The 24,920-nt window shown below is 70.1% G+C and carries 19 protein-coding genes and 1 pseudogene; 11 read left to right on the forward strand and 9 right to left on the reverse strand.

Annotated elements, in window-relative coordinates:
* Positions 1-60: 60 nt before the first annotated feature.
* Positions 61-717, reverse strand: a complete 657-nt coding sequence (locus ACGFJ2_RS05510; protein ID WP_393464977.1) for an NAD-dependent epimerase/dehydratase family protein — start codon at positions 715-717, stop codon at positions 61-63.
* A 292-nt stretch (positions 718-1,009) separates the two neighbouring features.
* Here ACGFJ2_RS05510 and ACGFJ2_RS05515 point away from each other — a divergent pair, with 292 nt between their 5' ends.
* A complete protein-coding gene (locus ACGFJ2_RS05515; protein WP_393464980.1) occupies positions 1,010-1,852 on the forward strand; it encodes a helix-turn-helix domain-containing protein in 843 nt (280 codons plus the stop codon).
* A 2-nt stretch (positions 1,853-1,854) separates the two neighbouring features.
* On the opposite strand, the gene ACGFJ2_RS05520 is transcribed toward ACGFJ2_RS05515, so the two are convergent.
* From ACGFJ2_RS05520 to ACGFJ2_RS05535, 4 genes and pseudogenes are all read right to left on the reverse strand, one after another.
* Positions 1,855-2,676: an SAM-dependent methyltransferase gene (locus ACGFJ2_RS05520; protein ID WP_357955739.1), complete on the reverse strand. Its 822-nt coding sequence runs from the start codon at positions 2,674-2,676 to the stop codon at positions 1,855-1,857.
* A gap of 286 nt (positions 2,677-2,962) precedes the next feature.
* A complete protein-coding gene (locus tag ACGFJ2_RS05525) occupies positions 2,963-4,216 on the reverse strand; it encodes an amidohydrolase (RefSeq protein ID WP_358187494.1) in 1,254 nt (417 codons plus the stop codon).
* A 144-nt stretch (positions 4,217-4,360) separates the two neighbouring features.
* Positions 4,361-5,230, reverse strand: coding sequence for an Lrp/AsnC ligand binding domain-containing protein (locus ACGFJ2_RS05530; protein ID WP_357955871.1), 870 nt, complete (start codon positions 5,228-5,230; stop codon positions 4,361-4,363).
* A 27-nt stretch (positions 5,231-5,257) separates the two neighbouring features.
* Positions 5,258-5,371, reverse strand: a pseudogene (locus ACGFJ2_RS05535) (AsnC family protein); the annotation flags it as partial.
* 251 nt (positions 5,372-5,622) lie between these two features.
* On the opposite strand from ACGFJ2_RS05535, the gene ACGFJ2_RS05540 reads away from it, so the two are divergent.
* From ACGFJ2_RS05540 to ACGFJ2_RS05565, 6 genes are all read left to right on the forward strand, one after another.
* Positions 5,623-7,164 (forward strand): ABC transporter substrate-binding protein, encoded by a 1,542-nt coding sequence (locus tag ACGFJ2_RS05540; RefSeq protein WP_358187490.1) that lies wholly within the window; start codon positions 5,623-5,625, stop codon positions 7,162-7,164.
* 27 nt (positions 7,165-7,191) lie between these two features.
* Complete coding sequence (locus tag ACGFJ2_RS05545) at positions 7,192-8,247, forward strand: ABC transporter permease (RefSeq protein ID WP_393464985.1); 1,056 nt, start codon at positions 7,192-7,194, stop codon at positions 8,245-8,247.
* Positions 8,234-9,940, forward strand: coding sequence for a dipeptide/oligopeptide/nickel ABC transporter permease/ATP-binding protein (locus ACGFJ2_RS05550; protein ID WP_393464988.1), 1,707 nt, complete (start codon positions 8,234-8,236; stop codon positions 9,938-9,940). Before ACGFJ2_RS05545 ends, ACGFJ2_RS05550 begins: the two co-directional genes overlap by 14 nt.
* A complete protein-coding gene (locus ACGFJ2_RS05555; protein ID WP_393464991.1) occupies positions 9,933-10,742 on the forward strand; it encodes an ABC transporter ATP-binding protein in 810 nt (269 codons plus the stop codon). Before ACGFJ2_RS05550 ends, ACGFJ2_RS05555 begins: the two co-directional genes overlap by 8 nt.
* Positions 10,739-11,992, forward strand: a complete 1,254-nt coding sequence (locus tag ACGFJ2_RS05560) for an amidohydrolase family protein (protein ID WP_393464994.1) — start codon at positions 10,739-10,741, stop codon at positions 11,990-11,992. Before ACGFJ2_RS05555 ends, ACGFJ2_RS05560 begins: the two co-directional genes overlap by 4 nt.
* Before the next feature lie 159 nt (positions 11,993-12,151).
* The gene (locus tag ACGFJ2_RS05565) at positions 12,152-12,610 is read left to right on the forward strand and encodes a hypothetical protein (protein WP_357955724.1); all 459 of its coding nucleotides are present in this window, start codon (positions 12,152-12,154) and stop codon (positions 12,608-12,610) included.
* Between the two features lie 6 nt (positions 12,611-12,616).
* Here ACGFJ2_RS05565 and ACGFJ2_RS05570 read toward each other — a convergent pair whose 3' ends face one another.
* The gene (locus tag ACGFJ2_RS05570; protein ID WP_358187465.1) at positions 12,617-13,636 is read right to left on the reverse strand and encodes a hemolysin family protein; all 1,020 of its coding nucleotides are present in this window, start codon (positions 13,634-13,636) and stop codon (positions 12,617-12,619) included.
* Positions 13,633-14,946: a hemolysin family protein gene (locus ACGFJ2_RS05575; protein WP_393464998.1), complete on the reverse strand. Its 1,314-nt coding sequence runs from the start codon at positions 14,944-14,946 to the stop codon at positions 13,633-13,635. Before ACGFJ2_RS05575 ends, ACGFJ2_RS05570 begins: the two co-directional genes overlap by 4 nt.
* 101 nt (positions 14,947-15,047) lie before the next feature.
* Between ACGFJ2_RS05575 and ACGFJ2_RS05580 the strand changes: the two genes are divergently transcribed.
* The 3 genes from ACGFJ2_RS05580 (at position 15,048) to ACGFJ2_RS05590 (ending at position 19,835) form a co-directional block, all read left to right on the forward strand.
* A complete protein-coding gene (locus ACGFJ2_RS05580) occupies positions 15,048-18,296 on the forward strand; it encodes a BTAD domain-containing putative transcriptional regulator (protein ID WP_393465311.1) in 3,249 nt (1,082 codons plus the stop codon).
* 240 nt (positions 18,297-18,536) lie between these two features.
* Positions 18,537-19,163, forward strand: coding sequence for a TetR/AcrR family transcriptional regulator (locus ACGFJ2_RS05585; RefSeq protein ID WP_393465001.1), 627 nt, complete (start codon positions 18,537-18,539; stop codon positions 19,161-19,163).
* 108 nt (positions 19,164-19,271) lie between these two features.
* The gene (locus ACGFJ2_RS05590) at positions 19,272-19,835 is read left to right on the forward strand and encodes a dihydrofolate reductase family protein (protein WP_357955717.1); all 564 of its coding nucleotides are present in this window, start codon (positions 19,272-19,274) and stop codon (positions 19,833-19,835) included.
* Between the two features lie 5 nt (positions 19,836-19,840).
* Here ACGFJ2_RS05590 and ACGFJ2_RS05595 read toward each other — a convergent pair whose 3' ends face one another.
* A complete protein-coding gene (locus tag ACGFJ2_RS05595) occupies positions 19,841-21,436 on the reverse strand; it encodes a Coagulation factor 5/8 type domain-containing protein (protein ID WP_393465004.1) in 1,596 nt (531 codons plus the stop codon).
* 190 nt (positions 21,437-21,626) lie between these two features.
* Between ACGFJ2_RS05595 and ACGFJ2_RS05600 the strand changes: the two genes are divergently transcribed.
* Complete coding sequence (locus ACGFJ2_RS05600) at positions 21,627-22,469, forward strand: SAM-dependent methyltransferase (protein ID WP_357955713.1); 843 nt, start codon at positions 21,627-21,629, stop codon at positions 22,467-22,469.
* Here ACGFJ2_RS05600 and ACGFJ2_RS05605 read toward each other — a convergent pair.
* A complete protein-coding gene (locus ACGFJ2_RS05605) occupies positions 22,456-24,882 on the reverse strand; it encodes a glycoside hydrolase N-terminal domain-containing protein (RefSeq protein WP_393465007.1) in 2,427 nt (808 codons plus the stop codon). The genes ACGFJ2_RS05600 and ACGFJ2_RS05605 overlap by 14 nt on opposite strands.
* Positions 24,883-24,920: the final 38 nt, after the last annotated feature.

The raw sequence follows: 24,920 nt of genomic DNA on the forward strand, positions 1-24,920 counted from the left end.
TACTATTGAAAGTTCAACGACCACCCAAGCAGCGAACGGTCCGAGGTTATTCCGCGCGGGTCAGCCTTGGAGGGCGTTGATCTCCAGCGGTCCGAGGATCCGCTTGGGCGCGCCGCGGTCCGCCACGGTGATCATGGCCTGGCCGATCCGCTCCGTCGTGGTCACCGCCGTGGGGAAGAGCAGCCGCAGTATCGGGTAGAAAGGCGCCGTCACCACGTACGCCAGCCGATACCAGGTCGTCCGCGAGGTGACGCCGTGCATGGGCTGGATGTAGCCGGGCCGGAACATGTACGCCTCCAACGGCAGGGCCAGCAGCGCGTTCTCGGTCTGGCCCTTGACCCGGGCCCACATCGCCCGCCCGTGCTCGTCGGTGCCCACCCCGGACACGTAGACGAACGTCGAGCCGGGGTTGAGCCTGGCCAGCGTCTCGCCGGCCGCCAGCGTGAAGTCGTACGTGACGCGCCGGTAGTCCTTCTCGCTCATGCCCGCCGAGGAGACACCGAGGCAGAAGAAGCACGCGTCGTAGCCGGACAGCTCGGCCTCGATCGGTGTGAGGTCGAGCAGATCCGGGTGCGCGAGCTCGCGCAGCTTGTCATGGGTACGCCCGGTGGGGGTGCGGCCGACCGTGAGCACGGCCGTCACCCGGTCGTCGGCCAGGCATTCCCGGAGTACGCCCTGCCCGACCATGCCGGTGGCGCCGAAGATGATGACTTTCATGCCAACCCAAATGTTATCGCCCGATCGGCAGCAGATCGGAGCCAGATCGGAAGCAGTCAGACGGTGGTCAAGCGGCGGTCAAGCGCTGTGCCCATCCCGTGACCTGGTATTTCCGCTATTAACCTGGCTCGTGGCGGCGGAGCTGGCTAGCGTGGCAGGATTGTCTGCGCGTCAGACTGCCACAGTTTCCGACCTAGGAGCGTATATGCCGAATGCTCGGAATATTGACGACCTGACCGAAATTCCAGGTTGGGAGACTCGTCAGTCCGGGCCGACAGCGCTGCGGATATTGGTGGGGAGGCAACTACGCCGGCTGCGTGAGTCGCGGGAGATCACGCGTGAAGCCGCGGGATACGCCATCCGGGGTTCGCATTCCAAAATCAGCCGCCTGGAATGCGGGCGGACCAGTTTCAAGCTGCGCGACGTGGCCGACCTGCTCACCCTCTACGGCGTGGTCGAGGAGGCCGAGCGCGAGGCCGTGCTCTCGCTGACCAAGCAGGCCAACGCGCCCGGCTGGTGGCACGAATACCGCGAGGTGGTGCCCGACTGGTTCGAGGACTACCTCGGGCTGGAGCAGGACGCGGCGATGATCCGTACGTACGAGGTCCAATACATCCCTGGCCTGCTCCAGACCGAGGACTACGCCCGCGCGGTGATCACCTGCGGACACCATGGCTGCCCGCCCGAGGCGATCGAGCGCCGGCTCGCGCTCCGGATGCGCCGCCGGCGGATCCTCACGCGGCCCATGGCGCCCAAGCTCTGGGTGGTGCTGGACGAGGCGGCCCTGCGCCGCCGGGTCGGCGACGGCCCCACGATGCGCGGGCAACTCGAGCACCTCAAGGAGATGGCGAAGCTGCCGCACGTCACCATCCAGGTGCTTCCGTTCAGCTACTGCGGCCACATCGGCGGGGTCGGCCCCATCACCATGCTGCGCTTCGCCCAGGCCGAGCTCGACGACGTGGTCTACCTCGAGCAGATCGCCAGCGCGCAGTATCTCACCAGGGCCTCCGACGTGCACCCGTACCAGCACCTGATGGACGAGCTGGGCATCCACGCGCAGCCGTCGGCCGCGACTCCGGCGATCATCAACAAGATCATCGACGAGATCGACGAGGAGATCGACGGCACCCCGTAGGGCTACGGTTTGCGGGCCACGGCGCAGAAGGCGTCCACCTCGTCGGGCACGCCGAACACCGAGGACTCCACCCGCCACCGGGAGACGGAGACGACGCCCGGATCCACCAGTTCCAGGCCGTCGAAGAACCGGGCGATCTCGTCCGGGGTGCGCAGGCGGTAGGAGTACGACTGCTCCTCGTCGTGGAGCCGTCCGGCCTCCGCGGCCGCGTCGGGCTTGATGGTGTTCGTACCGTCTTCGAACACCAGGTAGCTGCCCGACGGCAGAGCGTCCAGCAGTTGCCGCGTCAGCGCGTGCGCCTGGTCGTCGTCGAAGATCGTGCCCATCACGCCGAGGAGCATGAGGGCGGTCGGCCGGCTGAAGTCCAGCGTCTTGGCCGCGAACTCCAGGATGGCGGCCGGCTCGCGTACATCGGCCTCGATGTAGTCGCAGGCCCCCCGAGGGTCGCTGGCCAGGAGAGCCTGGGCGTGTACCAGCACCAGGGGATCGTTGTCGACATAGACGACGCGGCAGGACGGGTCCACCCGCTGAGCGACCTCATGGGTGTTGTCGACCGTCGGCAGTCCGGTGCCGATGTCCAGGAATTGCCGGATGCCGGCGTCCTCCGCCAGATAGCGGACGGCGCGGCCCAGGAACGCGCGGGCGTGGCGGGCGATATCCTCCATTCCCGGATAGATCTGCCGGAGTTGCTCGGCGTGTTCGCGATCTACCGGGTAGTTGTCCTTTCCGCCCAGCCAATAGTTCCACACCCGGGCCTGATGCGGCTTGCTGGCGTCGATCTTGGAGGGGAGTGCGGGATCGTTGTCGAAGGATTCATCCGCCACGACATCGTCTCCTCTTTTATCGCATATATGGCTCTAAGCTGAGTGTCCTGGCGTCTCGTCGCGCTGTCACGCCTTAAAGCGGGATCTCCTAACCTTCCAGATAAAAAATTGCCGCTTAAGACGGATGTCTGGTTGGCGCTTTCTGCCCAGAACCGTGCGCAGATGAACTGATCTTGACTGATTCCCGGGGGTTGGCGCAACTGTTACACGCCGCGCGAGGCACTCAGTCAGGTGCCGCCGGGCCCGCGGGCCAGACGGCACAACCCGTACGTCAGGGAGGCGACGCTCAATTCTGGCGGATCAGCGAGGCGAGGATGTCGATGCCGATCGGGATCGCCTCCTCCACCACGTCGAAGTTCGCGCTGTGGTGCGGCCCGGGGCTGGCGCCGCCGATCATCAGGTACGCGCCCTTACCGTTGCGCCGCTGCACGTGCCGGATGAGCAGGTTGGCGTCGTCGCTCCCGGCGAACGCCTGCGTCCTGATGACCTCCGCCACCTCGGGCAGCGCGCCGGCCACCTCGACGATGCGGTCGATCACCTCGTCGTCAGGGGACACGGTCGAGGACTGGCCCATCACGGCGAGCGCCACCTCGACGCCCTGTGTGCGGGCGGCTCCCTCCACGATGGCCCGGATCCGGTCCACCAACTCATCGACGACCTCGTCATCCGTGGCGCGCGCCTCGCAGGTCAGCACCGCCGCGGACGGCACGATGTTCACTCCGTCACCGGCGACGAGCGTGCCGACGTTGAGCCGGGTGTCCGCGGAGCTGAAGCGCGGGATCGCCATGATCCCCAGCGCGGCCATGGCGGCGGCGAGCAGCGCGTTGCGACCCGTCTCCGGCGAACCGGCGGCGTGGGAGGCCTTGCCGGTGAAGTCGACCTTCAGCTTGCGGGTGGCCATGCCGCCGGTGAAACTGCCCACGACCGAGCCGACGGCCAAGTCGCCCGCCATGTGCACGGCGAGCATGGTGTCGATCGGGTCCGCGACCCCGGCGTCGATCATCGTCTGCGCGCCCCGTACGCCCTCTTCCGCGGGCTGGAACAGGATCCGCAGCGAGCCCGCGAAGTCGCGGTCGGCGAGACGGTGCAGCAGGCCCACGCCCATGGCGACGTTCGCGTCATGGCCGCACGCGTGCATCGCGCCGTTCGTCGCGGCGAAGCCGTTCGCGACCGGGAAGTGAGCGGGATCGTCTGATTCGCGCATCGGCAGCGCGTCGATGTCGATCCGCAGGCCCCATCGCGGGCCCGGCCGGTCGCCGGCCAGATCGACGACCATCGCGGTGCCGTTCTCCCGGAAGTACCTGGCACTTTCGGCGGGAACGCCGGACGCGACCGCGCGAGCCTCCCACTCGTCGAGCGTTTGCGGTGACGGGTAGTTCACGACGGGGGAGAGGTCGTGGGCGTCCTTCCCGGTCAGGACCCGCACCGGCAGGCCGTCGATGGCCTGTTTGATCCGGGCCGCTGTCCCGATCTCCACGAACGCGGGTTCCGGATTGCGGTGCACTTCTCGCCGAAGCGCCCTGAGCTGCTCGAAGTCCACAAGACTCCTTCTCACCACGATGATCGACGGCCGGGCGGCCGCCTCGCTCAGGCTAGGGAAGGCACCGCGGAGCGGGGTCGATCGCGCGCGATTCTGCACGAAACACCAAATTTCCGAGCATGGTCCGCACGAAGTCGCGTCGAGCTAGTCCTCGAATACCGGCTGACCGCCGACCGGCACGTAACGCAGGCGCCGGCTGTCGAGGTCGAGGATGTAGCCGGTGCGCTTGGCGATCCTTGGCACGATCCATCGGTCCTTGATCGGCGCCTTCGGGAACAGCGAGGCCAGCTTGCCCTCGATCTCGTCCAGCTCCTGGAGATCGCGCAACCAGAGGAAGACCGCCAGATTGGTGGCGCCGGTCACCGACGCGCACATCCGTACATTCTCCAGCGACCGGAGCATGGAGACGAGGCGTTCCATCTCGGAGTGCTGGACGTCGAGCCACAGCACCGCCGCGGCCGACCAGCCCATGAGGGTGTGCGCGAAGTCGACGCGCCATCTGACCCAGTCCGCCGCGAGCAGCGCGTCGATGTCCCGGGAGATCACCGAGATCGAGCGGCCCAGCTCTCGCTGCATGTCGGCGGCCGTCCGGCGCACGTCCGTGCTGAGCGCGGTGATCACCTCGCGGTGGGTGGGTTTGCGGTGTTCGGGGGGTTCGGACGGCCGGAGCAGGCGCAACGCCTCGACCTGCTGGTCGGACAGCGCGTTGAGCCGCCAGCCCGATCCTTCGAGAAAGATGCGCCGCAGATAGTGCGTCTGGGTGCCGACGATGCCGGGGATCACCGCGATGTGCTCGTCGATGTAGCGGTCCATGGACAGCAGAGTGTGCGTCGAGACCATGATGTAGAGATCGCGGGGACCAGAGGTGCAGTGCACGCTGAAAATGGGTCCCTGCCGGCCGAGTTCGGCGATCACGTCGACGCGTCGGCCGGGAGCGCACCGGATCTCGACCAGAGCCGAGATCTCTCGCCCATGGGACCGCTGCCCGTCGGCCTCGAAGCAACTCGTCCACACCTGCCGCTCGTGGGTGAGTGCCGACCAGCGACGAGAAATCGTCGAAGGATCAACCCTAAGAATCCTCCCTAGTTGCGCCCAAGTGACCCGAGGGTGGATCTGGAGCGCGTTGATGATCTGAAAGTCCAGCCCGTCCACCATCCGTCCATCATGCAGGAAAGGCCAGGTCCTCCCCGCAATCGGGCACCTGCGCAGATGTCACCACAAGATCAATTAAGCGTCGTGTGCCGGTAACATGCGGGAAACCTGCGGTAGGCAGCCTTTCCGGAAGGATCGTGCACCCGACCCGCCTTATCCCGCAATTCCGTGCAAAGTGGGTCGGGAAAACCCGCCAGGTAGCACGCAGAACCTAAGCTCACGCCATTCCTTTCGCGGTTGGACCTGGAGGATTGGTGTATCGCAAATCGATTCTTGCGCTGTCGGTGACGGCCGCGGTCGCGCTGGGCGCGGTCGGCTGTGGTGCCGGTGGGGGAACCACCGACACCATCAATATGTCGCTGAACACCGATCCGGCGACCTTCGACCCGGCGCTCGCCAAGGGCGGCGACGACTTCACCGTGGCGCGACTGCTGTTCGACACGGTGGTGCGCAAGGACGCGGGCAACACCCTCGCGGGTGGGGTCGCGTCCTCGTGGACCGCCGAGGACGCCGCGCACTACACGCTCACCATCCGCAACGGACTGAACTGCTCGGACGGTACGCCGATCACGCCGACCGTGGTGGCGGCCTCACTGACGCGGTTCGCGGCCAAGGAGACGGGTTCCTCGGGCCGTACGCTGGCCCTGGGCGGGGCCACCGCGACGTTCACGCCCGATGACAAGGCGGGCACGGTGAAAGCCGAGTTGTCGGCTCCGTGGTCCGACTTCCTCACCGGGCTGACCCTGCCGCAGGCCGGGATCGTGTGCCCGGCGGGCCTGAAGGACACCAAGGGACTCGCGGCGGGCAAGGTCGCCGGGGCGTTCTCCGGCCCCTACTCCCTGACCGCCTCGCAGCCCGCGGTGTCCTACCAGCTGTCGCTGCGCGAGGGTTATGCGGCCTGGCCGAAGTTCGCCAAGCCGCTGACGGGCGTGGCCGCCAAGCAGGTGACCCTCACGCCGATCACCGACTACGCGACGATCGCCACCCAGCTGCTGGCCGGCAGCCTGGACGTCGGGACGATCAGCGACGAGAACGTGGCCCGCTTCGACGGCAACAAGGGGTTCACCTCGTCGGTCGCCTCGAACACCACGACGTACCTGCTGTTCAACGAGCGTCCCGGGACGGTGTTCGCGGACAAGCCGGAGCTGCGCACCGCGGTGGCCCAGGCCATCGACGCGAAGGCCTTCAGCGACATCATCAGCGGCAAGCGCGGCAGCACGACCCTGTCGGTCGGGTCGGCCAAGCTGGCCTGTGTCAACACCGACAAGTCGCTGCTGGTCGCCCAGGATCTCGCCGCCGCCACCAAGAAGCTGACCGGGCTCCGCTTCCGCATCGTCGGCACCACCCTGCTGCAGGGCGGCAACGACTACATCGCCGAGGCGCTGCGCAACGCCGGCGCCACCGTGACCGTCGACTCGCTCGACAACGCCAACTGGGCCACGCTGACCACGGCCGGCGGCAAGGACTGGGACATCAACGTCCAGGGCGACAACAACCAGCTGGGCGTCCTCACCTCCTCCCTGCTGCGGGTGATGGGCCCGGCCACCGAGGACGGCGGCCGCAACAAGACGGGCGAGCTCAACAAGGAGGGGTACGGCTTCGTCACCAAGGCGATGAGTGAGATCGACCGCAACGCGCAGTGCTCGGCCCTCCAGTCCGCGCAGAAGTCGTTCCTGGAGCGGGTGGACGCGATTCCGCTGGCGACCCTGCCCGCCACCACGGTCGCCGCCGCCGGGTTCGACATCCGGACCTTCGACGACTACCTCGACCCCGCCACGCTCCGCATCGTCAAGTAGCTCCAATAGCCGGAAGGCGCGTCAGTCATGGCTTCTCTCGATTCCACGCGTGCTCTGGGGGTCCCCCCACCGGACCCCCTGACCGGAGCGCGGCAGCGTCCGGCGCGGATCTCCTCCGCCTGGCTCCGATTCGCCGTGCGGCGGCTCGCCAGCCTGGTGGTGATCTTCGTCGCGCTGCTGGTCGTGTCGTTCCTGATCGTCCAGCTCATCCCCGGTGATCCGGCGGTCGGCATCGCCGGCGCCAACGCCGACCTCGCCGACATCCAGCGCATCAGGGGAGAGCTGGGACTCGATCGCCCGATCTGGGAGCGATTCCTCGACCACGTGGGCGGTGTCTTCACCGGGGACCTCGGTACGTCCTTCATGTACCGGCAGCCGGTGTCGTCACTCATCGTGAACCGCCTGCCCTTCACCGCGACCATCGCGGTGACCGGCATCGTCCTGGTCCTGGTGATCTCGGTCCCGCTGGGCATGGTCATCGGGGTGCTCACGCGCGGCGGCCGGCGCAAGTGGCTGGACGTGGCCTTCGGTATGGTCACCGGTTTCCTGGATTCGATTCCCGGCTACATCATGGCCTCGTTCCTGGTCGTGACGTTCGCGCTCGGCATCGGGCTGGTGCCGCTGTTCCCTCCGGCCTACACGCCCCGCTTCGGGGCCGCGTCGTTCGTGCTCCCGGTGGTGGCCATCGCGATCGGCCCGATCTGCACCATCTCCCGTGTCGTCCGTCGCGAGATGGCGGTCGTGCTGGAGACCGACTACATGCGGACGGCCCGTGGCTGGCGGCTGCCGGCCCTGCGGCGTCACGTCCGCTGGGCGCTGCCGAACCTGCTCACCACCACGCTCACCCTGAGCGGGCTGATCCTGACCGGCATGGTCGGCGGCGCGATCATCATCGAATCGGTGTTCGCGCTGCCGGGCCTCGGCAGCGGCATCATCAAGGCCATCCTCGACCGCGACTATCCGGTCATCCAAGGCATGGTCCTCGTCATCGGCATGATCACCGCGATCATCAACCTCCTCGTAGACGTCCTGCTCGGACTGATCGACCCACGGACCCTCGGGGGGTCACATGTCTCCGCGTAGCCGTTCGCGCCGCTGGAACCCCGGGCTCGTGCTCGGCCTGGGCGTGCTGGGCTGCGTCGTGCTGATCGCCGTACTGGCCCCGATCCTTTTCGCCGGCCAGGCGAACGCGCTGGGCCCGCGGTTCGCCGCGCCCTCGTCGGATCACCCGCTCGGCACCGACGCGGCCGGCCACGACGTCCTGCTGCGCAGCCTGGTCGCCACCCGCCTCACCCTGCTGATGACGGTCGGCGCGACGGCCATAGCGGTCGTCCTCGGTGTCGTCCTGGGTACGGGCGTCTGGCTCGTACCGCCCCGGGTCAGGGAGATCTGCCTGCGGGTGATCGACGCGATGGTGGCCTTCCCCGGGCTCCTGCTCGCGCTCGTCGTGGCGGCCGTGCTCGGCGCGGGCGGCTCCTCCGCGGTGATCGCCATCGGCCTGTCCGGCATCCCCTACTTCGCGCGCCTGACCGCGAACCTCGCCGCGAAGGTCTCCCAGCAGGAGTACGTCTCGACCGCCCGCCTCCTGGGCGTGAGCCACGGCCGGATCGCGATCCGTCACATGCTGCCCAACATGGCCGAGCCGCTGCTCGTGCTGTCGGCCTCGACGTTCGCGGCCACGCTCACGGCGATCTCCGCGCTGTCGTTCGTGGGCCTCGGCGTCCAGTCGCCCTCCTACGACTGGGGCAAGCTGCTGAACGAGGCCCTGCCGTCGCTCCTGGCGGGCCGGCCCTTCCAGATGGCGGGCTCGGCGGCCCTGGTCATCCTGACCGGGCTGGGCGCGGTCCTGATCGGCGACGGGCTCGCGGCGGCGGCGAACCCTCGGGGGCGCACGGCAGCGAGCCGGAGCACAGCACCTCCCGCCCGCCAGGACGAGGCGGTGCCGGAGAGCGACCACCTCGCCGACGTCCGCGACCTGTGGATCCACTCGGGCGACCAACCGCTGGTCAAGGGCATCTCCTTCGGCATCAGGCGGGGAGAGATCGTCGGCATCGTGGGCGAGAGCGGCTCGGGCAAGACCCTCACCGCGATGTCGCTCGCACAGCTGCTGCCGGACGGCCTGACCTCGACGGCCGGCCGCATGGCCATCGGCGATCTGGACCTGCGCCGGCCCGTCGCGCCGGCGCTCATGGCGGAGGCGGTCAGCCTGATCTACCAGGATCCGGGCTCGACGTTCAATCCCGCGCTCCGCATGGGCGGTCAGCTCACCGAGGTGCTGCGTACCCACAAGGGCCTCGGCGCGCAGGCGGCCAGGCAGCGCGTGCTCGACGCGCTCAAGGTGGTCCAGATGACCAGGCCGGAACACCGCATGAAGCAGCACCCGCACGAGCTCTCCGGCGGCATGCGGCAGCGCGCGATGATCGCGACCGCGCTGGCCGTCGAGCCGCGCCTGATCATCGCCGACGAGCCGACGACGGCCCTGGACGTGACCGTCCAGGCCGAGATCCTGCGCGAGCTCAAGCGGGTCAACAGCGAGTTCGGCGCCTCGATCGTGTTCATCTCGCACGACATCGGGGTGGTACGCGCGCTGTGCGACCGCGTCCTCGTGATGTACCACGGGGAGATCGTGGAGGAGATCGCCGCGGTGGACCTCGCCGTGGAGACCGTCCGCCACCCGTACACGAAGAAACTCCTGGAAGCCGCACCCGACATCGACGGCCCCGTGGGCGGCCGGCCCAGCGACCCGGAGCACGCGAAGGAGCACTCGCATGGATGAGGCGATCGCCGTCGAGGTGCGCGACCTCGAGGTGGGCTACGGCTGGGGCGGCAACGCGACGCGCATCCTGCACGGCATCACGATGGACGTCCCCAGGGGCCGTACGGTCGGCATCGTCGGAGAGTCAGGATCGGGCAAGTCGACGCTGGCCAAGGCGCTGGTCGGGCTCGTCCGGCCGTCGGCGGGCAGCGTCAAGGTCGGCGGCGTGCACGTGTCCTCCGCACGCGGCGCGGACCGCCGGGCGATGCGGCGGAAGGTCCAGATGATCCCGCAGGACCCCTACTCCTCACTTGATCCCCGCCGCACGATCGGCGAGGCACTCGCCGAGGCCGTGGACCCGCGCCGGGCGAAGGTGAAGACGCACCGGGACGAGATCGTCCACTGGCTCGAGACCGTCAGGATGCCGGCCGACACCATCGACCGCTATCCCCACGAGTGCTCCGGAGGACAGCGGCAACGGGTCGCCATCGCCCGCGGCCTGATGATCCGGCCCGAGGTGGTGATCGCCGACGAGATCACCTCCGCGCTCGACGTCTCGGTCCAGGCGGAGATCCTCAACCTCCTCGCGAGCCTGCGCCGCGAACTCGATCTGACCATGGTGTTCATCTCGCACAACCTCGCCGTCATCCGGCACGTGAGCGACGAGGTCGTGGTGCTCTACCACGGCGACATCGTCGAACAGGCCCCGGCGGCGGATCTTTATCAGCGCCCGCGGCACGAGTACACGCGCACCCTGCTCGACTCGGTGCCGGGCGCACCAGGCTTCGACATCCGGCCCAGGCCACGGAAGGACGCCTCTTGAGGCTGCAGCGAAAACTTCGGCTCACCAACGTCAGGATCATCGACGGCACCGGAGGCCCGCCCATCGAGGACGGCGTGCTGGAGGTGACCTCGGACGGCGTCATCGGGTTCGTCGGCAGGGCGGCCGAGGCCCCGGACGGCCGCGACGCGGACGTACGCGATCTGCGGGGCCGGACGCTTCTGCCCGGATTCGTCGACTGTCATGTGCATCTGGGGTTCGCCCTGGCGAACGGGCCGTATCACCGCCTCCAGAACGACCCGGCCCTGATCCACCTGGAGTCCGCCGCGCGGATCCGGGAGACGCTCGAGGCGGGCATCACCAGCGCGCGCGATCTCGGCGGGCTGTCCATGGGCTTCCGCGAGGCGATCGAGCGCGGGCTGATCGCCGGACCCCGGCTGAAGCTGGCGGTGAGCCCGATCAGTCACACCGCGGGCCACGGGGACTTCCATGTGCCCGGCGGAGAGGTCGCCTACACCGTCCCCGAGCTGATCGAGCTGGCCGACACCGTGGAGGAGGCCCGCCGGGCGACGCGCCGGGTACTCCGCCAGGGGGCCGACCTCGTCAAGATCTGCACCAGCGGTGGCATGGGCAGCAGGCACGACCATCCCGACGACGAGGGCCTGCGCCTGGACGAGGTACGGGCGATCGTCGACGAGCTCGACCGGCACGGCGGCAAGCCGATCGCCGCCCACGCGCAGGGGCGCGTGGGGATCCTGACCGCCCTGCGGGGCGGGGTGACCAGCGTCGAGCACGGGTACGGCATCGACGACGAAGGACTCGATCTCCTGGAGGAGCGCGGCGCCTTCCTCGTCCCGACCCTGTCGACCGTGTTCGCGATCGACAAGGAGAAGATGCAGCCCTACCACTACGCCAAGAAGGTGAAGTGGTCCGAGATCACCAAGAAGAACATCGGTCACGCGATCGCGCGCAAGGCCAAGATCGCCTTGGGCACGGATGCGGGGGTGTGCCCGCACGGCCAGAACCTGCGCGAGCTCGGCCATCTCGTCGAGCTCGGCATGTCCCCGATGGACGCCCTCGTCGCCGGCACCCGGACCGGGGCCGAGGCGCTCGGCATCTCCGACGAGGTGGGCACGCTGGAGACGGGCAAGCTCGCCGACCTCGTGGTCACCGACGCCGATCCGCTGCGCGACATCCACGCGCTGGCCGATCCCGCGCACATCGAGATCGTGATGCAGGCGGGCGTCGTCATGAAGGACGACGTCATGAATAAGCTCGGGACGGCCGGCTGACTCCGCCGAGTGGAAGTCGGGGGCCGGACGGGTCATCCAACGGCAAGGGGTGCGCTTTGAGCTCGGCGAGCTGGGGTTCCACCGTCAGGGGTGGCGCAGCCCGGATCCGTCGTTCACGATGAGGGCTCGGATCACCATGACAGGGAAGGGTCAAATCGCATGCGTTTACCTGTTCACCTGGCGCTGGGCGCCCTGGTCGCCGCCGCTCTGCTGACGGTCCAGTCCGTGGCGTCGGCCCAGGCGGCGGTGAGGTTCCACGCCGACTCCGGCGACTCATGCTTTCGCGGGATCACCGAAGGGACGCTGGACTGGACGGCGGGGCCGGTGATCCGGCCGACCGTCAAGGTCGACGGGTACCTGTCCGATGACGCCGCCCTCTCGCCCTGCTCTCGGGACGGCATGTACTCCAGCGCCGTCTTCAACGCCTACAACGGCACCACCCTCGTCGACTCGGAGACCTACAAGGCGGACGACGCCCAGGTCCCGCTCTCCTTCTCGCTGTCGGATCCGGCGGGGGTCGCCGCCATCGATCGCGTGGTCGTACAGGTGTGCCGGTTCAGCAGTTCGCCGATCGGGGTCAGCTACTGCGGCAAGGCCGCGGAGTACAAGATGCCCTGAATACCGTCATGAAGGGCCTCTGGAAGGCTGGCGAACTATCCCGCTGAGCACGTCGTCCAGGGTGACCACGCCGAGCACCTGCCCCTTGTCGCCGGTCACGGCGGCGAGCTGGGCGCGGCGCTGACGCATGGTCGCCAGGACGTCCGCGAGCGTCGCCGTGCCGGCGATCAGCGGCAGGGCGCGGATCGGCAGCGGCTGACGGGTTCCGTGCCCGTTGAGCGCGTCCAGGACGTGCAGGTAGCCCCGCAGCTCGGCGGGACTGTCACCGTGCACGGGGAAGCGGGAGTGCCCGTGGCGGCCCGAGTATTCCTGCAGTCCGAGGCTGTCGATCGTCGCGGGGACGCTCACCACCTCGCCGATGGGCACCATGACCGTCCGGACCGGCCGGGCGTGCAGCGCGAGCGTGGCGATCATCCGGTCCCGCTCGTCCTGCCGCAGCAGTTTGTGCCGGCGGGACTCCTCGATCAGCACCGGCAGCTCCGCCGAGGTGTAGACGGTGTGGATCTCGTCGGCCGGCGGGATCCGCAGCAACCGCAGCGCCGCGCCCGCCATGGCCTGGATCAACGTGAGCACCGGGCCGATCGCCCGGGCCAGAACGAACAACGGGGGCACCAGCCACAGCGCCGCCGTGTCCGGGCCGGACAGCGCCAGGTTCTTCGGCACCATCTCGCCGATGATCACGTGCGCGGACACCACCAGGAGCAGCGCCAGCGTGAAGGCGACCGGATGCACCATCTCCTCGGGCAGTCCCACGGCCGCGAACAGCGGCTCCACCGCCCGCGAAACCACGGGTTCGCCGAACGCGCCGAGCATCAGCGAGGCCAGCGTCACGCCCAGCTGGGCCGCGGCGAGCATCTTGGGCACCGTGTTCATGGCGGCGAGCACCGCCTGCGCCCGGCGCGAACCCGCCCGCGCCTGCGGCTCGACCTGGGTATGGCGCGCCGAGATGAGGGCGAACTCGGCGCCCACGAAGAACCCGTTGACCGCCAGAAGCAGCACCAGGGCCAAGCCGTCGCCGATGGTCACGGATGCTCCCGCCTCGGCGCGGTGAGAGTGACCTGCTCGACGCGCCGGCTACGCATGGCCTCCACCCGGAGCCTCCACCCGCCCACCTCCACCTCGTCGCCTGGATCGGGGATGCGGCCGAGCCGGGCCAGCACCAGCCCCGCGAGCGTCTCGTAGGGCCCTTCAGGCATGCGGAAGCCGGTACGTTCCTCGACCTCGTCCGCCGTCAGCACGGCCGGCACGCTCACCGAGGCGCCCGGCGCGAGCAGCGCGGCCTTGGGCTCCGCCGACTCCTCCTCCGGCAGGTCGTACTCGTCGGCGATGTCGCCGATCAGCTCCTCCACCAGGTCCTCCGCGGTGACGACGCCCGCGAAGCCGCCGTACTCGTCGATCACCACGGCCATCTCGACGCCCGTCGAGCTGAGCCGTTCCTGGACCACCTCCAGGCTCACCGACTCGGGCACCTGGACCGCCGGCCGGACGATCGCGGACACCGGCGTCCGCTCCCGCTCCTGCTCCGGCACGGCGCACGCGCGCGGCACGCTCGCCACGCCCAGGATGTCGTCCAGTTCCGTGCCGCATACGGGGATGCGCAGATGCCGGGTGCGGCGGGCCAGCCTGAGGAACTCGGCGACGCTGGTGGATCCGGCTATGGTCACGCAGTCCGTACGAGGGGTCATCGCCTCCGCCGCGTTCTTGCCGCCGAAGCGCAGGGCCCGCTGGAGCATGGCGGCGGTGCTCGGCTGGAGCGCCCCCGCCTCCGCCGACAGGCGTACGAGCAGGCTCAGCTCCTCGGGGGAGCGGGCCGAGGCGAGCTCCTCCTGCGGCTCGGCCCCCAGCCACCGGACGATGCCGTTGGCCACCGCGTTGCACAGCTTGATCAGCGGCCCGAACGCGGCGGAGAACACCCGCTGCGGCGGCGTCGCCACCCTGGCCACGGCCATCGGCCTCGACAGGGCGGCGTTCTTGGGCACCAGCTCGCCCAGGACCATCTGCGCCACCGTGGAGATGACGATCGCCAGGGCGACGGCGACGCCGGGAGCGGCGGGGACGCTACCCAGAAGCGGCTCCAGCAGGCCGGCGATGGCGGGCTCGGACACGACGCCGAGCAGCAGCGACGTGACGGTGATGCCCAGCTGCGCCCCGGACAGGTGGAACGACAGCCGCCGCACCGCGGCCTCGATCCCCTGCGCGCCCCGGTCTCCGGACTCCGCCAGCTGATGGACCCGTACGCGCTCGACCGTCACCAGGGAGAACTCCGCCGCGACGAAGATCCCGTTGGCCACGATCAAGGCCAGCGCCCCGAGCAGGAAGACCATATTCAGGATCACGGGCGAAAGCTAGCACCGGCGAAGGACTGGTGGAAGCCAACGCGGCGCGACGACCGGCACCGGCGTAAGCCGGCGGGTGGGAAGCTTGGGGCGTGCGTGTGATGCTGCTGGGTCCGTTCGAGACGCGGGCCGACGACGGCCGGCCGATCGAGATCCCGGGCACGAAGTTGCGCGCGCTGCTGGCCAGGCTCGCGCTGGAGGCGGGCCGGGTCGTGCCGGTGGAGGTTCTCATCGCGGCCATCTGGGGCGATGAGCCGCCGGCGGGCAGCGCCAACGCTCTGCAGGCCCTGGTCTCCCGCACTCGCCGGTTGGTCGGCGCCGCGACGATCGAGTCGCAGCCGCCCGGCTACCGGCTGGCGATCGAGCCCGCCGAGGTCGACGTCACGCGCTTCGAGAAGCTGGTGAGCGTCGGCGACCTCGCGGCGCTGCGCGCGGCCGAACGCCTGTGGCGCGGGCCCGCGTTCGCGGAGTTCGCCGACCTGCCGTTCGCCGCTCACGAGGGAGTACGCCTGGCCGAGCTGCGCCTGTCGGCCGCCGAACAACGCCTGGAGCTCGAACTCGCCGAAGGCGCCGACGTCCTCGCCGAGCTGCGCCCACTGGCCGCCGCCCATCCCTTGCGCGAGCGCCTGCAGGGCCTGCTGATGCGCGCGCTCTACGCGGCCGGCCGGCAGGCGGACGCGCTGGACGCCTACGAGCGGACCCGGCGCACGCTGGCCGACGAGCTGGGTGTCGACCCGTCGGCGGAGCTGGCCGAGGTCCACCTGAGCCTTCTCCGGCACGACCCTCGGCACCAGCCCCGGCGCCGGACCCGGCGGACCAATCTGCGCGCTCAGGTGACCAGCTTCGTCGGCCGGGAGGAGGAGCTGGCGCAGCTGGCCAAGGCGCTGGAAGCCGCCCGCCTGGTCACCGTCGTCGGGCCGGGCGGCGCGGGCAAGACCCGGCTGGCCATCGAGGTCGCCCAGCGTTCCGCCGAGCTCGCCCCCGACGGCGTCTGGCTGGTCGAGCTGGCGGCGGTGACGGAGCCGCTCGACGTCGCCCACGCCGTGCTCACGGCGATCGGCGCCAGAGACTCCGGCTGGTTCGAGCCCGCGCCCGCCGACGGCACCCCGGCTCGCGGCATCGCGGCTCGCGACGCCCCGGACCGTGACGCCCTGGTACGTGACACCCCGGACCGCGACGCCCTGGACCCTGACGCCCCGGACCGCGACGCCCCGGCTCGTGACGTCATGGACCGGCTGGCAGAGGCGCTGGACCGGCTGTCCGAGGAGTTGGACGGCCGGCGGGTGCTGCTCGTCCTGGACAACTGCGAGCACGTCGTGTGGGCCGTCGCGCACTTGGCCGACCGGCTGCTCGGTGCCTGTCCCGACCTGCGCGTCCTGGCGACGAGCCGGGAGTCGATGGCCATCGCGGGGGAGAGTCTCTATCCCATCCCGCCCCTGGAGTGGCCGGCGGCCGCGGTGCGCGATCCGCAGTCCTATCCGGCCGTGCGGCTCTTCGTCGAACGCGCGGCCTTGGTCCGCCCCGGCTTCGTACTGAACGAGAACAACACCAGTACGGTCGTCGAGATCTGCGGACGGCTCGACGGGATGCCACTGGCCATCGAGCTGGCCGCCGCGCGGATGCGCGCGTTGAGCGTCGAGCAGATCGCCGCCAAGCTCGACGACCGGTTCCGCCTGCTCAGCAGCGGCAGCCGTACGGCGCTGCCCCGGCATCAGACCTTGCAGGCGGTCGTGGACTGGAGCTGGGACCTGCTGTCCGGCCGCGAACGCGAACTCGCGATGCTCCTGGCCGCCTTCCCCGGCGGCGCCACCCTCGACGCGCTCGAAACGGTTGGCGGACATGCCGCCGACACCCCCCAAGGGGCCAGCGGACCGCATGCCGCCGACGTGCTGGCCGTCCTCACTGCCCTGGTGGACAAGTCCCTGGTCGAGCCGTCCGGTGAGCGCTACCGCATGCAGGAGACCGTCCGGTCGTACGGGATGGCGCGGCTGACCGAGGCCGGGCAGGACCGGGCCGTCCGTGACCGGCACGCCCGCTACTTCCTCCGGTTCGCCGAGACCGCCGACCCCGAGCTGCGCAAGGCGGACCAGCTCCACTGGCTGGCGCGGCTGCGGGCCGAGGACGACAATCTCCTGGCCGCGATGAGGCTCGCGGCCGAGGTCGGGGACGCGGAGCTGGGCGTACGGCTCCTCGCGGCAGTCTGGTGGTTCTGGTACCTGGAGGGCAGGTCCCTCGAGGGCATGCACTGGGCGCGCGGCGTCCTCGACCTGCCCGGCGAGCTGCCCGAGGCCCAGCGCCCGGTGCGGCTGGTGCTGGAGGCGTTCGCCCACCACGGGCTCGGTGCGGTCGAGGCGGCCCGGCAGGCGATGAACACCGGCCTGGAGCTGCGCGACCGGCTGGGCGATGGGGTGTCCGGGTGGGTTCTGCTGCTCTTCGCGCCGATCTGGCTGGGCGATCCCGCAGGCGCCGCGCGTTCGGCCGATCGGCTGCTGCCGCGCCTCACCGGCTGGGAGCGCGCGACGACGCTGATGACGCAGTCGATCGTGGCGGAGTACGAGGGCGAGGTCGCTCACGCCTTTACCCTCCTGGACGAGGCCCGCCGAGAACTGGAGGCCCTCGGCGAACGCTGGGCCCTGTCCTCGGCGTTACGCGTACTGGCCGAGCACCACGCCCGCCAGGGCGACCTGAGCGCCACGATCGACGCGCGGCTGGAGGCGCTCCGCCTGGCCGGCGAGCTCGGCATCCTCGAAGATCAGGCGGCCATCCTGGCCGGCCTCGCGATCACCCGCGCGCGGCTGGGCGAGCTCGACCAGGCACAGAGCGACATGCTCGCGGCCTGGGACTTCGCCGAGCAGCTGCGCAAGCAGGAAGGCATCGAGTACATCCGGCTGGCGCGGGCCGAGGTCCTGCTCAGAAGCGGCGATCGGGCGGCTGCCCGGCGCGAGCTCGATGCGGTGGAGGCCATGGCTCTCCACTCTCCGGTTCGGGCGTCGGCCGGCTGCTACCGGGCCATGGCCGCCCTGCTCGACGGCGACGCCGACGGCGCCCGGCCGCTGCTCGACACCGCGATCGAGCTGGCCGCCGACGCGGTGGACATGCCGACCCTGGCCGGCGCGGCACACCTGCGCGCCGCGCTCGCCCTGGCCGACGCCGAGCCCACGCGCGCCGCCCACCTGCTCGGCCTGGCGACCGCGCTACGGGGGACGACGGACCTGAGCGGCTTCGACAACCTGCTGCGACCCACCGAACGCGCCCGCGCCCTGCTCGGCGAGGCGGCCTTCACCACGGCCTACGACCGCGGCGCCGCACTCACACGTGACGCCGCGATCCAGGCCGTACGCGGCCACTAGCGCGATGTCCGCGACCGTTCGCCGCCTCTCCCCGCGGAGGGGGTGTCCCCGCAGGAACCCCTGCCGTGACAGACCGTCTCCTTCCTGGGGACCTCTCCCTCTGGAGGGGTGTCCCCGCAGGGGCCCTGCTGTGACGGACCGTCTCCCTCCTGGGGACCTCTGCCACGAGGTGCCTCGCCACGCTGTCCTTCGCGATTCGTGTCATATATTCATTATGAACAGCGGAAAGTCGGGGGAATCATGAGTGCAGAGCCGGGACCGCGCCGCTACGACTCGTTGCGCCGGGCGACGCAGGCGCGGGAGACGCGGGCCGAGATCGCCGGGGCCGCTCGCCGGCTCTTCGTCTCCCAAGGGTGGGCGGCGACGACCGTCCGCGACGTGGCACGCGAGGCGGGAGTCTCCGTACCGACGGTCTACGCGGTGTACGGGAACAAGGCGGGGCTGACCCAGGCCCTCGCCGACGCCGCCGACCTGTCGGCCGACGTCGCTCAGGAGCTCGCCGAGCTGGAAGCCGCGGCGACGGACCCCCGGCGGCAACTGGCGGCGATGGCCGCCTACGACCGGCGGCTGTTCGAGCGCGCGGGCGATGTCATCACGCTGGTGCGCGAGGCCGGCCGCACCGAGCCCGAACTGGCCGCGGCCTACCGCGACGCCCGCCGGCGGGGCGACGAGACCCGGGTCCAGGTGTTCTCCTCCTGGCCGGCCGGGGTGCTGCGGGACGGGCTGGACGTGCGGTCGGCCGTCGACATCTACGCGGCCCTGTGCACCATCGACGTCTACACCACGCTCACGATCGAACGCGGCTGGGCGCCGGATCGGGTCCAGCAGTGGTGGAGCGAGGCCCTGGCCCGCGAACTCCTGGCCTGAAGCCCTGGCTCGCAGAATTCAGGAAAAACTTCCGGCCGGATGTAGAGAACGGCGGCGCGGCTCCGACTCCACCACGAAAGCGAAGAACGCCGAGTGAAGGAGCGGGACATGCGCAAGATCATCTACTGGGTGCACGCGTCGATCGACGGCCACATCGACGGGCCGAAGGGCGAGTTCGACTGGCCCGAGATGGGCGAGGAGCTGTCGGCGTACTCCGACGCGCTGACCGACAGATCCGACACCTTCCTGTACGGGCGTGGCGTGTGGGAGGGGATGGCGAGCTTCTGGCCGAACGCCGAGTCGATGTCGGACCACCCGCACGTCCTCAGGTTCGCGCCCATCTGGCGGGACACCCCGAAGATCGTCTTCTCGACCACGCTGAAGGAGACCGAATGGGCCACCAGGGTCATCGGCGAGAACCTCGCTGAGGAGGTCGCCGAGCTCAAGCGGCAGCCCGGCAAGGACCTGCTGCTGACCGGCGGCTCCCGCCTGGCCGCCGCCCTGACCGACCACGGCCTGATCGACGAGTACCACGTCGCGGTGCATCCCGTCGTGCTGGGCGGCGGCAAGCCGCTGTTCGTGCCCCGCGAGGACCGGATCAACCTGCGGCTCGCCGACTCGCGCACCTGCGACTCCCGCGTGGTGGTGATGCGCTACGACCGCACCCGGTAACAGGGCTAGGGGATGCGGCGGGCCGCGGCGGCCGTCCAGGTGCGCAGGTAGGACTCGGCGCCCGCGGCCATGTCCCGCACGATGTCCGGTCCGGCGATGATCCGCATGTCCTCGATCCAGTCGGGCACCAGGCCGTAGTTGGCGACGCCGTCCGTGTTGACGTCCCAGACCCGATCGCCGGTACGCAGCCGGTCCAGGGACACGCTTCCGTCGAAGGACGTGAAGGGGTACGTCACCGGGTTCGCGGCGTTGCCGGTACGAGGCGCGGGCAGCCGGCCCAGGCCGTTGACGTCCAGGCCGTAGCCGTAGCCGGGGATCTGGTGCGCCTGCCTGAGCGGCTGGGTACGCCGCCACTCGGCGACGAAGTCCCGCGCGTCGTGCCCGTACTGCGTGATCATCCCGCCAAGGGCGTAGATCCGGTCGAAGTAGCTCGGATCGGCCCAGCTGTGGGAGGAGATCACGCCCGGGTAGCCGGCCGCCTCGAGGATGGCGAGCGTACTGCCGGCGGCCTTCGCGCTCATGTGGTCGAGCTCCACCAGCATGCCCCGGCGGATCATCCCCTTGACCATGTACTCGCCCAGGGCGGTCAGCCCCCTGGTGTTGCAGTGCGGCGCCGGGGGATAGATCGGCAGGGAGACGCCCGGTGGCAGCAGCGCGGCCAGCTGGTCGGGCAGGACTCCGCCGGGATCGATCGGATTGTCGTGCTCGGGCCCGGTGCAGGTACGCGCCTGCCAGAAGGAGCCGGTGCTGAGCAGGTTGCCCAGGTTGACGATGGCGCCCTGGGTGCCGGAGTCGAAGCGCACGCCGCACAGGGCGTTGTCGTACTTGTGGCAGACGAACATGCTCCGTACGCCGAGCGCGTACATCTCGTCCAGCCCGCGGTCGATCTGCCCCTGGGTGCACTGCGGGATGACGAGGATCTGGCGGCAGCCGAACGGCTCGGAGGTCTCGATGCCCAGAACGACGGCGAGTTTGCCCGCCTCGACCGTCCGCCTGGCCTCGGCCGGGTCGAGCACGATCCTGAACCAGCCTCGTCCGGGCCCGCCGTACTGGGTGTCGATGTAGTCCTGCAGCTCTCGGGCCCGCTGCGCCTCCAGCCTGATCGTGGTCATCTCGTCGCAGGAGTTCTTCTTCAGCGGGTAGATCGCGCACAGCTGGCGGTTGGCCACCAGGTCGTTGACCATGATCCGGAGCCCGCCGCGCCAGGCCCGCTCCACCCACGTGTAGTACGCCTGCTGGTGGGTCAGCGAGTCGTGCGCCGGCCAGTCGCGGAACGTGGGCCAGCCCACCGGGTCGTGGGTGCCGGTCGCTGAGCCGGTGCGGGTGAAGTTCTCGAACCAGGCCAGCTCGCCATGGGGATAGTGATCGGGGCAGTCCGCCAGGGCGCGGGAGATGCCGCCGGGGTCGAACGGCTTCCCGCACAGCAGCATGCCGCCGAACGCCTCGTAGGAGAACAGGTGGCTGTGCGCGTCGACGAACCCACGCACATCGGAGGCCGCCGCCGACCTGCTTTCCGCCGCGACCGCCGACGACCGGCCCCCCGGCGGCGCCAGTAAGGCGGTCAGAAGGAGGAGGACGATGGCGATGGATCGGCGGCGCATCACGGACACCTCACACGGCTGGGGGGCCTGCCGTCAGCATCCGCCGCCCGCGCCACTCCAACAAGGCCCAAACGTGAGCCCATCTCATCACCGCTGTTAGATGCGCTATGTCCGGTCTTTACGGGTTGGGCGTAGCTTGCTGTCGTTGGGCATAATCAAAGAGCTATTCGACACGTGGAGGAGACGCCGCATGAGTGACGAGGCCCGGTGGATCGCAGGAATCGACTCCAGCACACCGAACCTCGCCCGGATGCACGATTACTTCATCGGGGGCAAGGACAACTTCGCCGTGGACCGGGAGGCGGCCGAGGCCGTGCTGGCCACCGCGCCGGAGGTCCGGGTCATGGCGCAGGAGCACCAGGCGTTCCAGGGACGGGTGATCCCGTTTCTCGTGGAGCAGGGCATCACCCAGTTCATCACCCTGGGCTCGGGGCTCCCCAGCGAGGCCAACACCCACGAACTGGCCCGATCCCTCGCCCCCGACGCCCGCGTGGCCTACGTGGACAACGACCCGGTGGTGCTCGCGCACGCCCGCGCGATCCTGGCCCGGGGCGCCGGGACCGGCGTCGTCAAGGGCGACATCCTGCATCCCGCCGAGCTGCTGGCCGACCCCGACCTGCGGGCGGTCATCGACCTCGACCAGCCGGTGGCGGTGCTGCTGTTAGGCGTCCTGCAGTACATCCCGGACGGCCACGAGCCCTTCCGGCACGTGGCCGAACTGCGTGACGCGTTGCCGGCCGGCAGCCACATCGTCATCACGCACGTCGTCTTCGACTCCCGCCCGGAGGTGGCGGAGCCGATCGTCGCCCTCTACCGGAGGATGCTGGGCCACGCCGAAGGCGGCGCCCGTACGCGCGAGACGGTGCTGCCCTTCTTCGACGGGCTCGAACTGGTCGAACCCGGGCTGGTGTACGTCCGGGAGTGGCGGCCCGACAGCCCTTTCCAGTCCGAGAGACCGGAGAAGGCGTGGGTGATGGTCGGCGTCGGCCGCAAGGCCGGGCCCCCGCCCCTGGAGCCCGTTATCGGCCGATGACGCCGATTCGGTAGTCATCACCGGCCCGCGCCCGGAACGTCACCGTGTCTCCGTCCACCCTGTACGCGACCGGACGACCGTGCCCCGCCGTGACCCGCACCCCGCCCCGGAACGCGTCGTTACGGAGCTTGACCTCGCCGCCCTGGTCGGAGGTCAGGCGGGCCTCCGACAGCCGCCCGGACGCCCAGGTCAGCCCCACCGTGTGGGCGCCGCGGGCGCGCAGGCCCGTCACCCGGCCGGCCGCCCACGCGGCGGGCAGCGCAGGGAGCAGGTCGATCGCTCCCAGGTGGCTCTGCAGCAGCATCTCCGTCATGCCGGAGGTCGCGCCGAAGTTCCCGTCGATCTGGAACGGCGGGTGGGTGTCCCACAGGTTGGCCAGTGTGCTGGTCTGGAGCTGGTCGCGCAGCAGTTTGTGCGCGCGGTCGCCGTCGAGCAGCCGGGCCCAGAAGTTGATCTTCCACGCCTTGCTCCAGCCGGTGCCCACGTCGGTACGGGCGTTGAGTGAGACCTTGGCCGCCGCCGCGAGCTCCGGCGTCGTACGCGGGGAGATCTGCCGCCCCGGATGCACCGCGAACAGGTGGGAGACGTGCCGGTGGGTCTCCGCCGGGTCGTCGATGTCCTCCTTCCACTCCTGGAGCTGCCCCCACCGGCCGACCCGCAGGCCGGGATCCAGCTTGGCCAGCACGTCGGCGGCCGCGGCCGCCTGCTGCCGGTCGCCCACCAGCCCCGCGGCTTCACGCAGGTCGGTGAACAGCTGGAAGAGGATCTCCTGCGACATCGACGCTCCGGCGGTGGCCGGGCCGAGCTCGGGGGAGCGGCTGGGGACGGCGACGAGCTTGCCGTCTCTGGGGTCGGTCCGCAGGAAGTCGAGCCAGAACTGGGCGGTCTCCTTCATGATCGGGTACGCGGTCCGCTTCAGGAAGCGCTCGTCCAGCGTGAAGCGGTAGTGGTCGTAGAGCTGCTCGGACAGCCAGGCCCCCGATTCGGGGAAGAAGTAGGCGGGGTGGTCCCAGGCGCCGGTCTGGCCGAAGATGTTCGAGGCGTGGTGGGCGACCCAGCCGCGCGCCCCGTACATCTGCTTGGCGGTGACCCGGCCTGGTTCGCGCAGCCCGTTCACGTAGTCGTGCAGCGGCCGGGCCAGCTCGGCCAGGTTGGTCATCTCGGCGGGCCAGTAGTTCATCTGCAGGTTGATGTTGAGGTGGTAGTCCGACTGCCACGGCGGGGCCTCCTGGAGGTTCCACACGCCCTGGAGGTTGGCGGGCAGCGAACCGGGGCGGGAGGAGGCGATGAGCAGGTAGCGCCCGTACTGGTAGAAGAGCTGCTCCAGCGCCCGGTCGGCGGCCGGGGACGCGCCGTTGCCGTACTGGGCGAGCAGCTCGTCGGTGGGGATGGCGGGCAGGCTTCCCCCCAGATCCAGCCGTACCCGGTCGAACAGCGCGGCGTGGTCGGCCCGGTGCGCGGCCAGCAGCCTGGCGTACCCCTGGCGCGCGGCGGCGTCGACCCGCGCCGTGAGCTTGGCGTGCGGGTCCTCGCCCTTGTAGGTGGGGTAGTCGGCGGCGTAGTCGGTGCCGGTGCCGAGGATGAGGACCACCGAGTCCGCGCCGGTCACGGTGATGGTGCCGTCGGGGTTGTCGGTCCGGCTCCCGCCTTGGTTGAGCACCCGCAGCTGGGCCTCGTACGCCATCCCGTTGCTGGTCAGCGCCCCCTTGACGGTCAGCCTGCCGCGCTCGGCCGTGGCGCTCACCGTGCGGTTGGCCGGCACGGCGATGCCGGCGGTGAAGGTCACGCCGCCGGGCCGGTCGGTGGCGAGCCGGGCCACGATCACGCCCGCGGGCGCGGACGCGAAGTACTCGCGGCTGTGGCGGACGTCGCCGGCCGTGAACGACACGCCCGCCACGCCGCGTGCGAGGTCGAGCCGCCTGCGGTAGTCGCCGGTCTGCTCGGGCAGGCCGGGGAAGGCCAGACGCAGATCGCCGAAGCTCTGGTACGCGCCGAACCGGCGCTGGCGCGGCGTGTCCGACTTCAGCCCGAGCGCGGCCAGGACGTCCTCGGGCGGGATACCGCCCTCCTTCCAGATCCGCTCCCTGATGCCCTCCAGCGCGCCGGGCCGCGGGGCGTCCCAATTGCCGAAGTTGTAGTCGGCCACACCGGGGCCGCCGGTCCACAGGGTCTTGTCGTTGAACTGCAGCCGCTCCGCTCTCACCCCGCCGAACACGGTCGCGCCCATGGCCCCGTTGCCGATCGGCAGCGACCGCGTCTCCCAGCCCTCGTTCGTGTCGGGGGCGGGCTCGTCGTACCACAGCGTGTACGGCATTGCGGCGGGCTCACGAGCCTGCGCCTGTACGGCCGGGACCACGGTCAGCGCCGCGCCGAGAACCAGGACAATCGGCCCTGCCAGAAACCGTCTTCTCATCAAAATGCACCTATACATCGGAGGTGTGGGTGGAGCGC

This window comes from Nonomuraea sp. NPDC049028, from assembly GCF_043197735.1.
GTDB lineage: Bacteria > Actinomycetota > Actinomycetes > Streptosporangiales > Streptosporangiaceae > Nonomuraea.

Excerpts from the sequence above, each read along its gene's own strand:
- ACGFJ2_RS05585 (WP_393465001.1), top strand. The coding sequence starts at position 18,537 with ATGAGTGCAGAGCCGGGACCGCGCCGCTACGACTCGTTGCGCCGGGCG.
- ACGFJ2_RS05580 (WP_393465311.1), top strand. The coding sequence starts at position 15,048 with ATGCTGCTGGGTCCGTTCGAGACGCGGGCCGACGACGGCCGGCCGATC.
- ACGFJ2_RS05555 (WP_393464991.1), top strand. The coding sequence starts at position 9,933 with ATGGATGAGGCGATCGCCGTCGAGGTGCGCGACCTCGAGGTGGGCTAC.
- ACGFJ2_RS05565 (WP_357955724.1), top strand. The coding sequence starts at position 12,152 with ATGCGTTTACCTGTTCACCTGGCGCTGGGCGCCCTGGTCGCCGCCGCT.
- ACGFJ2_RS05550 (WP_393464988.1), top strand. The coding sequence starts at position 8,234 with ATGTCTCCGCGTAGCCGTTCGCGCCGCTGGAACCCCGGGCTCGTGCTC.
- ACGFJ2_RS05605 (WP_393465007.1), bottom strand. The coding sequence starts at position 24,882 with ATGAGAAGACGGTTTCTGGCAGGGCCGATTGTCCTGGTTCTCGGCGCG.
- ACGFJ2_RS05545 (WP_393464985.1), top strand. The coding sequence starts at position 7,192 with ATGGCTTCTCTCGATTCCACGCGTGCTCTGGGGGTCCCCCCACCGGAC.
- ACGFJ2_RS05595 (WP_393465004.1), bottom strand. The coding sequence starts at position 21,436 with ATGCGCCGCCGATCCATCGCCATCGTCCTCCTCCTTCTGACCGCCTTA.
- ACGFJ2_RS05590 (WP_357955717.1), top strand. The coding sequence starts at position 19,272 with ATGCGCAAGATCATCTACTGGGTGCACGCGTCGATCGACGGCCACATC.
- ACGFJ2_RS05510 (WP_393464977.1), bottom strand. The coding sequence starts at position 717 with ATGAAAGTCATCATCTTCGGCGCCACCGGCATGGTCGGGCAGGGCGTA.
- ACGFJ2_RS05600 (WP_357955713.1), top strand. The coding sequence starts at position 21,627 with ATGAGTGACGAGGCCCGGTGGATCGCAGGAATCGACTCCAGCACACCG.